Source organism: Paraburkholderia sp. MM6662-R1 (assembly GCF_050436245.1).
GTDB classification, from domain to species: domain Bacteria; phylum Pseudomonadota; class Gammaproteobacteria; order Burkholderiales; family Burkholderiaceae; genus Paraburkholderia; species Paraburkholderia tuberum.
This window is the reverse complement of sequence record NZ_JBNDLV010000003.1, coordinates 678751-690840: the sequence shown is the minus strand read 5'-3', so window position 1 is coordinate 690840 and position 12090 is coordinate 678751. Positions and strand designations below refer to the sequence as shown.

At 56.5% G+C, this 12090-nt stretch carries 10 protein-coding genes; all 10 read left to right on the top strand.

The window, feature by feature from the left end; all coding sequences use genetic code 11:
- Nucleotides 1-32: 32 nt before the first annotated feature.
- Entirely contained in the window at nucleotides 33-884 is an 852-nt protein-coding gene (locus OKW39_RS25885) for a transporter substrate-binding domain-containing protein (RefSeq protein ID WP_184010321.1), read from the top strand.
- 49 nt (nucleotides 885-933) lie between these two features.
- Nucleotides 934-1650: an ABC transporter permease gene (locus tag OKW39_RS25880; protein WP_429332317.1), complete on the top strand. Its 717-nt coding sequence runs from the start codon at nucleotides 934-936 to the stop codon at nucleotides 1648-1650.
- Nucleotides 1650-2375, top strand: coding sequence for an ABC transporter permease (locus tag OKW39_RS25875; protein WP_090811259.1), 726 nt, complete (start codon nucleotides 1650-1652; stop codon nucleotides 2373-2375). Before OKW39_RS25880 ends, OKW39_RS25875 begins: the two co-directional genes overlap by 1 nt.
- 311 nt (nucleotides 2376-2686) lie before the next feature.
- Complete coding sequence (locus OKW39_RS25870) at nucleotides 2687-4057, top strand: MmgE/PrpD family protein (protein WP_429359646.1); 1371 nt, start codon at nucleotides 2687-2689, stop codon at nucleotides 4055-4057.
- Nucleotides 4058-4520: 463 nt separating this feature from the next.
- Nucleotides 4521-5453: a LysR substrate-binding domain-containing protein gene (locus OKW39_RS25865; RefSeq protein ID WP_090811254.1), complete on the top strand. Its 933-nt coding sequence runs from the start codon at nucleotides 4521-4523 to the stop codon at nucleotides 5451-5453.
- 636 nt (nucleotides 5454-6089) lie between these two features.
- Nucleotides 6090-6281, top strand: coding sequence for a hypothetical protein (locus OKW39_RS25860; protein ID WP_027803874.1), 192 nt, complete (start codon nucleotides 6090-6092; stop codon nucleotides 6279-6281).
- Nucleotides 6274-8343: a recombinase family protein gene (locus tag OKW39_RS25855; protein WP_429563910.1), complete on the top strand. Its 2070-nt coding sequence runs from the start codon at nucleotides 6274-6276 to the stop codon at nucleotides 8341-8343. Before OKW39_RS25860 ends, OKW39_RS25855 begins: the two co-directional genes overlap by 8 nt.
- Nucleotides 8344-9088: 745 nt before the next feature.
- Complete coding sequence (locus OKW39_RS25850; protein ID WP_429563991.1) at nucleotides 9089-10231, top strand: NAD(P)/FAD-dependent oxidoreductase; 1143 nt, start codon at nucleotides 9089-9091, stop codon at nucleotides 10229-10231.
- Nucleotides 10134-10568 (top strand): (2Fe-2S)-binding protein, encoded by a 435-nt coding sequence (locus tag OKW39_RS25845; RefSeq protein ID WP_429563990.1) that lies wholly within the window; start codon nucleotides 10134-10136, stop codon nucleotides 10566-10568. Before OKW39_RS25850 ends, OKW39_RS25845 begins: the two co-directional genes overlap by 98 nt.
- Nucleotides 10568-11989 carry an FAD-dependent oxidoreductase gene (locus OKW39_RS25840; protein WP_429563989.1) on the top strand — a complete coding sequence of 474 codons (1422 nt, stop codon included), beginning with the start codon at nucleotides 10568-10570 and terminating at the stop codon, nucleotides 11987-11989. Before OKW39_RS25845 ends, OKW39_RS25840 begins: the two co-directional genes overlap by 1 nt.
- Nucleotides 11990-12090: the final 101 nt, after the last annotated feature.

The following is a 12090-nucleotide window of genomic DNA, read 5'->3' as shown; positions in this document are numbered from 1 at the left end:
GAAGAAGATAGGACATAGTCCAGGAGATGCTCATGAAGTTCCTGAAAATCGGTGCGCTTATTGGAATGCTGTCTGCTGCATTGATGCTCTGCGACCCTGTTATGGCCAAGGAGTACAAGAGAATCACGATTGGTACCGAAGCTTCGTATGCTCCGTATGCCTTCAAGGACAAGAGCGGCAAGATGGTTGGCTTTGAGATCGATGTAGCTAGCGACTTGTGCCGACGGATGGGATTGCAGTGCGAAATCGTCGATCAGGCCTATGACAGCCTAATTCCCTCTCTCTTGTCCGGTCGGTTTGATTCAATTATGGCTGCAATAGGGATCACACCCGCCCGAGAAAAAGTTATCTCATTTTCCAGGCCGTACGTAACCACTCCGATGGTTTTCGTCACCACATCGGCGAGCGATCTAACCGCTCTCAAAATATCGCCATCAAATCTGAATTTGGACAAATTTGATGCTGATGAGGAGTCAGCGATAAAAAAAATCACCTCCGCTCTCAAGGGAAAAACCGTTGGGGTACAGGTGGGCAGCAACTTCGAGACATTCATGAAGAAGTTCATGCCGACCGTGAGAGTTTCGACATATGACACCACGGATAACATGATGCTCGACTTGACGGCTGGGAGAATTGATGCGGGAATGGTTTCGTTCAATTTCCTCAAGCCGTTGATGGACAAGCCCGACGGCAAAAACCTGCGGACATTTGGCCCTAGTATGACGAACGGGCCGTTCGGCAGCCGAGTGGCCGCTGGATTTCGCAAAAATGACGATCAGCTACGTGCGATGTTCGACAAGGCGATCGGGGAAGCAATTTCGGATGGCAGCCTGCGCAGACTTGCCATCAAGTGGTTCGGCTTCGACAATTCGCCGAAGGAATAGGTAAGTGAATACGGTCGTTTATGCATAGCCGAACTCAATTTGATGGGGAATGAATGTGAATATTTCAGTGCTCGCATGGGGAAGCACAGCGTGGGTTGATGAATTTGCGCGTGGCACCCTTATGACCGTTGCCGTCGCGGTATGTTCATTTCCCGTCGGCATTTTGCTCGGCTCGGTTTTTGCCGCGGCAAAACTCTCTCGCTTCAGTTTGCTGCGTTTTCTAGCTGACGTCTATACGACGGTCATACGCGGAATTCCCGAGCTGCTGATAATTTTTCTGGTGTTCTTTGGTGGGGATACGTTGCTCCGCTATGTCGCGAACGCTGTTTTCGGCTTCGAAGGTTATATAGAACTGCCCGTCTTCGCAGTCGGTGTGCTCTGCATCGGCATCAGTGCCGGCGCCTATGCGACAGAGGTCATACGGGCGGCGGTCATAGCCATTCCAACAGGACAAATTGAAGCGGCAGTGGCAATGGGATTGGAGCGGACAGTGCTACTTCGTCGGATTCTTATCCCACAGGCCGCGAGATTCGCCTTGCCCGGTCTGGGGAATGTCTGGCAACTGGCGTTAAAGGATACCTCGCTCATTTCCGTTGTTGGGTTGGTTGAAATCATGCGCACAGCTGCCATCGGAGCTGGATCTTTCAAAGAACCGTTTACGTTTTATCTGGTCGCCTTCGTGATTTTCCTTTTGCTTTCTTCGATTTCTAACCAGGGATTTCTGAGAGCAGAGAAGTGGGCTAACCGCGGCGTAAGGAGTCGGTGATGGATTTTCAGCTGATATATGAGTCGTTTCCCAAGCTTCTTGCGGCGGTTCCCGCGACCGTCGCATTGGCTTCCGTGTCGCTTTTTGTTGGTTTCCTGCTTGCGGTCCCAGTTGCATTGGCTCGGCTTTCACACAGTAGACTTTTGGCTTCTCTCGGTTATGGTTACGTATATGTAGTGCGGTCCACGCCGCTTCTGGTGCAAATGTTCCTGATTTATTACGGATCGGGGCAGTTTAGAATTGTCTTGGAACACCTCGGCCTGTGGGCGCTATTTCGCGATGCGTGGTTTTGTGCGATTTTAGCTCTGTCGCTGAACACTGCGGCATACACCAGCGAAATCATTCGTGGTGGTGTTCAGTCAGTACCATGGGGACAAATTGAAGCGGCGCGGTCAATTGGCATGTCGAGCGTCCTTTTATTCCGCAGAATTGTCTTCCCGATCGCAATGCGGCAAGCACTCCCAGCTTATGGAAGCGAACTTATGATTATGATCAAGTCAACGTCACTTGCGTCGACAATCACCATAGTCGAAGTGACAGGAGTGGCTAAGCAAATCATCTCTGAGAGCTACCGCCCCCTAGAGGTATTTTTGATAGCTGGCTGCATATATCTCAGCATGAACTTTCTTATCAGCAGAGTTATATTCATGATCGAAAGGCGGATTAGTCCGAAGAGACGCGATCGCGGCACGTTCGGATCTTCTGCTGCAGCGGCCATGCATTAAGCACTTCGGTACGGTGTCGGTCGCCCATGAACGCGTCAACAGTTCGACGACGTAGAAGTGGCCTGACGGCACGAACCAACATTGTCCCGTTACGGGCGGCTCCGTCCGGGTACACGAGGGCAATTGGCCCTTGTGTACAGCTTTTTTCTCATGGCCGACGGCTTGATGTTTGAAGAGTGTCCGGCTGCCTCGATTATGGCAGGCCGACAGCAAAACGGGATCGTGGGTGGACATCGCGGTGTTGCGCATTAAAGTGTCACTTGCAGCCAACTATCAAGTTCGAAATGTTCAATTGATGTTATCGAGGCACCATGACGACTAATGTGATCGAGGACGAGCGTTATCCCCAAGGCGGGATCGTCCAAAAATTTTCCGCTTATATCGTGGAGGCGCGGGAAAATCGAGCTCCAGAAGAGTCGCTGGAATTCGCGCTCAAATGTATCCTGGATCTGCTCAGTGCTGTTGGCGCTGGAGTTGGGCAGGCGGCGGCCCTTGCGATCCGAAAGACGGCTCACGAAACGCGACCTCCTGGCGACATTCCTATTTGGTTTACGGGAGAGACCAGTTCCGTCATTGGAGCTGCTTGGGCAAACAGTGCCGCCGGTTCTGCGCTAGACCTCGACGATGACACGCCGGCATCTCGGGGCCATCCTGGCGCCGCCGTCATTCCAACAGCCATTGCCGTTGCCAAAGAGACGAAAGCCACCTTGGGAGAGCTATTAAATGCGATTGTCATCGGTTATGAAGTGGGTACAGCGATTAGCGCTGCGCGCGCCTACGGAAGTAGTGGTACTTGGGCGCCTTATGCAGTCGTCGCTACGGCTGCGGCGCTTCGCCGGTCCTCCCGCGAGGTGATGGAACACGCTTTGGCGATTGCTGGGGAAAGTGCACCCAATCAGTCGTTGGCGAGCGCTCCCGCTCCCCGAAAACCGCATCCCGAGCCAAACCATGTCAAGGAAGGCATCACGTGGGCTGTCGTGACCGGCTTGGAGTCGCTTGCATCAGCGCAGAACGGATTTCACGGCGCCCGCAATATCTTGGACGCAACGCGTTACTACAATTTTCCGAACGATCTAGACCTCGGTTCTTACCAGTACATTCGCACGACGGGCTTTAAGCCGTATTGCTGTTGCAGGCATCTACACGGTGCGCTTGATGCATTAATCGAGCTGATCAAAGAACATCGGTTAGTGGGTCGAAGTATCGACAGGATTGAGGTCGAAACATACGGGCCGGCCTTACGCATTTCGAACTGGAAAGAACCTAGAGATATAATGGATGTTCAGTATAGTCATCCATATTGTCTCGCGTTGGTCGCGCACTACGGTCACGAGGCTCTGTTGCCACTGACTGGCGATGTCCTAAACAATCCCTCTGTCACTGCGCTTTCACACAAGGTGGAGCTTTCGCTAAGTCCGGAGCTGGACAAGATCTATGCGGAAAGCGGCATGCTGCCAGCCCGTGTCACGGTCACATGCGGGGATCAGCGCTTTGTTTCACCTGTAACCTTCCCGAAGGACAACGGTCTTCCGTGGGATAAACTCGAGGATAAGTTTCGACAGGCCACGCGTTTCGTTGCCACTCCCGAGCAGCAGAACATTGTGGTCAGGGCCATTTCGGACGCCAGACGAGGCGACATGCGTGGTTTGACGGAAAGCTTGTCGGAGATCCAGTTCGTTTAAGAACGGTATTTGTGTAGCCCGCGTAGTTCGGAAACTCATCGGTCATCGATGTAAGAAATGACAAAAATGTCTCCGCTTGTTGAGGATCGTCCGCAAGCTGTGGCTACCGGTGCATACAGCGAGCGAGTTGCGTTGTCTACCCGGCATCCAAGGAGCTGAAAATGGGTTGCATATGGAAGTGACTGCTAGCAGGGACGCTCAGCGGTGCCGGGTAAACGCTGCGACCGTCAGAACAAGCGTTCTTCACAGCTTCAAAAGGACAGATCGGCGACGCGGGCTACATCGGCGTAGACAAGCGCGAGGAAACCAAGAGGCTCGTTTACGAGCCGAATTCCCCGAAATGAGCGCCGATTCGATTCGTTATCCGGAAATTTCGACGCCTGTTCTTCTGCATGCCGAACGGGCCGCACATTAATCAGCATTTTCCTAGTCTAGGAATGACATTAGAAAAAGCAGCCGGCATATGAAAAGACAAATTCAACTACGGCAGATAGAGGCATTTAAAGCTCTCATCGAGCAAGGCACGGTGAGTCGAGCAGCCGAGGTTCTTCACGTGACCCAACCTGCCGTGAGCAAACTGCTAGTCCACCTTGAGGAGGAGACAGGTCTTCTACTGTTCGAACGAGTTAAAGGCCGACTAACTGCGACGGCACAAGGCATGCGCTTGTACGGTGAAGTCGATCGAGTATTTGCGGGTCTAAGACAAATTGAAGAGGCGATCGCAATCATCCGGCGGAAGGACATGAGTCACTTTGCTATCGGAGTGCTTCCAGAATTATCCGGATCATTCATCAGGCGGGCGACGATGATGTTCCTCTCTCGGTGTCCAGACGTTCGTCCGACGATCCATATGCGAGCGTCCAACATTGTGTCGGATCGCGTCGCCACGCGTCAGATGGACGTTGGATTCACAACGAGCTTGATGAGCAGCCCAAATTCGGTGGTGACGCCTATCATGGAGAGCCCGTTAGTTTGCATCATGCCAAAAGGACACCCGCTGAGCCAACTTGAATTTATCACCCCCGAGCATATTGAGGGAATCCCTTTTATCGGATATGCGGCAGATAACCGGACGACCAGTGCTTTCAATGACGCTATCCGTTCTTACGGCGTCGACCTCAACGTCGTGTTAGAAAGCGAAACTACGCCCACTCTGTGTGAATTCGTCTCGGCGGGACTGGGGATTTCCTTGGTACATCCCCTATCTGTCATCGACATGAGCTGTCGCTTAGATATCAGGCGGTTCAAGCCCGATATTCCCGAGTATTTTCATTTCTGTCATGCGAGATTGGCGAAAAACATCGAGCGTGTTCAGGAGTATGAACGATGCGCTAAACAGGTTGCGGAAGAGGCGTGGACGGAGATATTCGGTGAGTCGGCGACAAAGCAAACCTAGCAGAACGCTGAAATTGATCATCGTACTGATGAGTGCACTAAATAGTGCGGGATGCCTTATGCGGGCATGAAGACGAAGCGTTCGCGAGAAGACGGATTGAGGGCGCTCAGACCTGGCAAACATGACTGCCGGCCGGGCAGTGGCTGATTGAATCATGACCTTGCCCCTGTTTGGCGAATCCCATAGCTGAGAGATTTGCGCGGCTCGCCCCTCTTGGGCGGCGAACCAGTTTTTCTCGAACGTCATGGGGCTGACGTAGTCGAGCGTCGAGTGTGGTCGGCGCGAATTATACAAGCCGTCAACACAACGCCCATATCAGCGAATCAAAGGAGGTTCTCTACCGCTGGCATCCGTGGTACGGGCACACGGTATGGATTTTCACCACGATAGAGAGGAAGAACGCCGAGTCAGTGCTGCGCTGTGGGCGAGAGCCGTTCGACACGGCAGGCTTGCTGGAGGTGCCGCAATGGATGTTCGATCCCGTTGCCTGCTGTCGCATTACCTCGGCAACGTCTCCCGCCGTCAGCTGTGAAGCATTGAGGGAACTGAAGTACCTGCTGGCGCAGGCGCCTGCTGCCACGCCGCGCGGTATGGTACAAGCCGAGCACCATCCTTTGCTCCGTACAGGAGGTGCTGATGCGACGCCAGACAAACCCCCAACCGGGCGGTCAACTCGACCTGTTCCGTCCCTTTCCGAAGACACCACAATGGGCGCACCTGCCGCAGGAGGTCCGGCAGCAGACGGTGCGTTTGCTGGCGCAACTGCTGCGGCAACAGCGTCGCGGGTTGCTCGCCGCCGTACACGAGCCGGAGGTGCGCGATGAGTGACAAGATTCGGGCGCAGCATCTGGCGCGCAAGGCCATGCTGTACGTGCGCCAGTCGTCGGCCTATCAGGTCAGCCACAATCTGGAGAGCCAGAAGCTGCAGTATGCGATGCAGGATCGTCTGCATCAGTTGGGCTGGAACGAGATCGAGGTGATCGACGAGGATCTGGGACGCTCTGCGGCCGGAACGCAAACGCGCACGGGCTTCGAACGGATGGTCGCAGAGGTCTGTCTTGGGCACGTCGGCGCAGTTGCCGCTCGCGAGGTTTCACGATTCGCGCGCAACAGTCGCGAGTGGCAGCAACTGGTTGAGGTGTGCCGCGTCGTCGACACGGTGCTCGTCGATCAGGAGACCGTCTACTCACCGCGGCAGAGCAACGATCGTTTGCTGCTCGGCTTGAAGGGCAGCCTGAACGAATACGAGCTGGATCTGTTGCGTCAGCGTTCGCTCGAAGCTCGTCGGGAGAAGGCCAAACGCGGCGAACTCATTGTCGCGGCGCCGGTGGGTTACTGCAAGACCGAAGACCAGCGCCTGGAGAAGGATCCGGATTTGCGCGTGCAGGACGCCATCCGCTCGGTATTCCGCCAGTTCGGCGCGATTGGTTCGGTGCGTCAGACGTTGTTATGGTTCCTGGAGCACGGCCTGCAGTTGCCGGCATGCATGCCGCGCGGCGAAATCCAATGGAAACGGCCGAGCTACGGCACGCTGTACCGGATCCTGACCAACCCGATCTACGGTGGCACGTATGCCTATGGCAAGACCGAATGCGCGATCCATTACGAGGCTGGGGAACCACGCAAACGTGATCGCCGCAAACCACGGGATCAGTGGCTTGCGCTCATTCCGAATGCCCACGAAGGGTACGTTGACTGGGACGAATTCGAACGGATCCAGTGTGCCATTAGCGGCAACCTGCGTCTGGCCGGACACGCTGGCGCCCCGAAGAACGGTGAGGCTCTGCTGGCGGGACTGTTGCGCTGCAGGCGCTGCGCGAGCAAGCTGACGCTACACTACACGGGTAACAGGCACGACGCCTTGCGCTATAGCTGTCATCGCGGCTGGATGGACAAGGGGCAACCGCGTTGTATTGCGTTCGGTGGCACACGCGCGGACGCGGCCATCGCCGAGGCGGTCTTGCAGGTCGTTCAACCGGCGGCAATTGAGGCAGCAATCGTGGCGCGCGAAGAAGAGACCCTGAAGCAGGACGAAGTGCTGGCCGCGTTGCAGCGGGATCTTCAGGCTGCACGCTACGCCGCGCAACGCGCGCAGAAACAGTACGATGCTGCTGACCCCGAGAACCGGCTTGTCGCCGACGAACTGGAGCGGCGCTGGAATCATGCGCTACTACGCGTAGAGGAACTGGAATCGCGTATCGAGCAACAGTCGGGCACATCCGGCCAGATACCGCCTATCCAGCCAGAGGAGTTTGCCGATCTTGCCACTGCATTGGAATCGATCTGGCCGCAGGCCGACGCCCGCCTGAAGAAGCGCATAGTGCGCACCCTGATCCACGAAGTCGTCGTTGACGTTGACGACGCAACGAGCGAAATCGTGCTCGTCATTCACTGGAAGGGCGGAGTACATACCGAGATTCGCGTACCGCGGCGGCGCCGCGGAGAGAACACTACGCATACGTCACGTGAAGCAATTGATGCCGTGCGCCAGCTCGTCCGTGTCTGTCCGGATCTGGTGATCGCCGGCGTACTCAATCGCAATGACCTGCGAACCGGCCGGGGTAACTTCTGGACCCAGGAGCGAGTCACCGCGTTGCGCAGCCACCATCAGATCCCGGTCTATTCGAGCGAACGACGTGCTGCTGAAGGATGGATGACGTTGACCGAGGCATCGGCGTTCATCGGTGTGAGCCCCGGAACGCTCAGGCTCGCAGTTGAGCGCAACAAGATCCCAGCCGAACATCCGTTACCCAACGGGCCATGGATCTTCAATCGCAATTCGTTAACCGGGGACGCAGTTACCGAACTCGTCGAACGGGCTCGCGCACGGCGTGGACACCCCACAATACCAACGACACAACAGGGCTCTCTAGATTTATCAACAACATAGCGAGGTTGGGCAGTATGAAACGCACTTGTACAACGCCGTACGCTTGCATTCGACTTTGGGGTATCTATCGCCCGTTGCCTACGAGGCGAAACCGACAGTGAAAGAACCTATCTGCCTGTCCGAAATAACTTGGCCACTACAGAACGGCCTTGATTCCGCGTCGGTTTCAGTTGTCATTTGCCACTACTGCATGCTGACCTGTGTTTGGGATAGCATGTACACGGGATCGTAGGGGCTTACGTTGAGCGCGCGAACATCCCGTCACCTTCTTCAGCGTGCGTACCGTTGCTTGCCGAATGCTCCCGCGATGCTCACCAACCAAAGCCTTGCTCGATTGAGTTGCCTTTTTTTCTGCGGGATGGCGTAACCCAACTGGGGCGTTTGTCTCGACCACAGCCGAACGCCGCCACAGAAGTTTCGTTGGCTGACTAAATTCGCGGTCAGCTACGGCCGCCTAACACGGTCCATTGATCGTATCGCCTTGGCAATGAAGTTATGCGTTGGGACCAATCATGGAGTGTGGCGTCTCGTTGCTGGGTTTGGGGCTTTTGCGAGCGCCCGTGCTGCCGAGATTGTTGTCGCGATGGAAGCGGTCGTCCATGGGCACGCGAGCTCTATCGCCTACCGGGGGCGCCCGCGTTTTGGACCATAACCGCTGAGAATACCTCGTACCTGAAATTCGACTTTGACGCCTTGCTGCGACGATCATAGAGTTAACCAAAATCATTTAGGAAAAGAGGCGGGCTTGATACGCGAAAACCATGACGTCGTCATAGTTGGCGGCGGTGTTGTCGGCTGCGCATTGGCGCACGGGATGCTAGGGCGAGGGAAGCGTGCGCTTGTGCTCGACGGGGGTGATTGCGACCCGCGCGCGTCGAAAGCGAATTTCGGTCTTGTCGGCGCATACGGGAAGGGATATGGCGCGCCCCGCTACCAGCAGCTGTCACGCGAGAGCGTCGCACTTTGGTCCGTTTTCGCAACAGCGCTGCACGATGAAACTGGCATTGATGTCGAGTATGAAAACGATGGCTGCTTGCGCTTTTGCCTAAGCGAAGCGGATTTTGAAGAGGAAGCCGAATTCCTCGCGAGCTGGAATGCGCAAAGCCCGAAAATCGACCCGTGTTCGCGCATGATCGATCGATCGGTATTAGAAAGGCTGCTGCCTGGTACACGGCTCGGGCGGGAAGTGGTGGGGGCTGGAATTGGCGTTGCCGATGGCCATTGCAATCCGCTTAAGCTGTTGCGGGCGCTGCAGCAAGCCATTGAGTTACGTGGCGGCACTCTAGCTGGCAATCACACGGTGTCGAAGATTGAGCCATGTCCTGACGGTAGTTTTCGTGTTCATGTGCAAACCTCGACAGGTCCGCGTTGTTTCGAAACGGGACAGTTGATCATTGCGGCCGGGCTTGGTTCCACAGCTCTGGGGGCAATGGTGGCGCTCGACGTCCCGTTGCGTCCCCTGCGTGGCCAGTTGCTGGTCACTGAACGGCTCGAGCCAATTCTGCGCCTCCCCGCTAGCGGCATTCGCCAGACTCGCGACGGTACAGTAATGATAGGTGTAAGTCATGAGGAAGTCGGTATGGATCTCGGTACTACTACCTTCACCGCTGCCAAGATGACAAAGCGAGCCCTACGAATTTTGCCGGACCTTGCTATGGCTCGCCTTGTTAGGCATTGGGCATGTCTGCGCATCATCACCCCGGACGAGCATCCGGTATACGCACAATCTTCAACGTACCCTGGTGCTTGGATCGCTCTCTGTCATTCCGGCATCACCCTCGCGGCGGTTCATGCTGGACCAGTTGCGGATGCTCTCGCGCGCAACGTACTGCCAGAAAACTTCGAGTTCTTCCATCATAGGCGCTTTGATGTTTCGCAAGTTATCTAATCCCGCCGAGGACGCCGTGGTCACGGTATCGATCGACGGCAGGCGTGTGAACGCCGAGCGAGGCGAATCCGTGGCGGCAGTCCTCGTGCGCGAGGACAACCCCGTCGCTCGCACCACGCCGCGAAGCGGCAGTCCACGCGGACCTTTTTGCATGATGGGTGTGTGCTTCGAATGTCTTGCTGTCGTTGACGGTGTAGCGTCCACGCAGACCTGTCTGACGATCGTGCGCGACGGGATGCGCATCCAACGCCAACACGGTCGCCGCAATCTCAGTCAGGCGATCGCTGAGTCAGAAGACGGTAGTGGCGATCTTCGGAGTGGTGAGGTGCATTCGTGATGCGAACGTTCGATATTCTGATTGTAGGTGCAGGACCTGCCGGCATGAGTGCCGCAATACGTTCTGCTCGTCTTGGAATGACCACGATCCTCGTAGACGAACAGCAGGCACCTGGCGGTCAGATATGGCGCGCCATCGAAGAAAACGTCCGACGCGGTGTTCATCAAGGGTTAGGCGCTGCGTACAGCGCAGGCGCGGCAGTGGTACAGAACTTTCGCGAATGCGGTGCGCACTACCTGCCGGAGACCCGTGTATGGCAGATCGAGCGAGCGCCTAGCCCAGGGAAACCGGCCGGTTCCGGGGAGTGGATTGTCTTTTTGAGCCGCGCGGATGGCGCCGAAAGTATTCGCGCGCGCCATGTGTTACTAGCGACGGGCGCACAGGAACGGCCCATGCCTTTCCCAGGTTGGACGCTTCCGGGTGTAATGACAGTCGGCGCCGCGCAGATTCTGCATAAAAGCGCTCACCAGATACCCGATCAACCCGTCTGGATAGCCGGTAGTGGTCCATTGCCACTGCTCTACATGACCCAGCTGCTCGACGCCGGCGGTAGGATTGCAGGTTGGCTTGACACGACTCCCCGCGGCGCCCTCCGTCGGGGCCTTCCGACTCTACGTGGTGCAGTTGACGGCTGGCATGATCTCCTTAAGGGGCTACTGTGGTCGGCAAGATTGCGCGGGAGGGGGTTCCCCATTGTTCGGAACGTCAGTAGCCTTCGCGCTTTCGGTATCGGCCGTCTTGAACAGATTGTCTATCGCACCGAGAACGGGCTGTCGGGCGATGTGGCTGCCGACATTCTTCTGGTTCATGAAGGCGTCGTGCCGTCTATCCACTTCACTCAGGCGATGGGATGCAGCCATCGATGGAACGAAGCACAACTTTGCTTTGCGCCCGAAGTTGATACGTGGGGTGAAACCAGCATGACTGGTCTCTATGTCGCAGGCGACGGCGCCGGCATCGGCGGCGCGAAAGCCGCGTGCACACGCGGTGAACTTGCTGCTACCGGCGTCGCGCTTTCCTCGGGCGCACTCTCAGTCGAGCGCGCAAGCGAGCTTGCAGCGCCGCTGCATCGGCGGCTCGGACATGAGCTGGCGATGCGGCCTCTGCTTGATTCGATCTATCGGCCGCGTACGGAGATTTTCACGCCGCCCGATGAGACGATTGTCTGTCGCTGCGAAGAGGTAACCGCTGGCGATGTACGGCTGGCCGCGCAGCTCGGCCAGCCGGGGCCGAACCAGCTAAAAGCGTTCACGCGCGCGGGCATGGGCCCGTGTCAGGGTCGTCAATGCGGCTACACCGTTGCTAATTTGCTTGCATCTGCGCAATGTCGCTCCGTTGCTGCGGTTGGTTTCCAACGCGTGCGGCCCCCACTAAAGCCGATAACGCTCGCGGAGCTCAGTGCACTTGAAGAGTCGTCATGAGGGCGCGTGGGCATGCCTCGGAGCTCACGGCATGGCAATAAGAGAGTGTGGGTGCGGATGTTTCAGGTCCCGGGAAGGTGGAGCGTGTCGCGAGACTAATC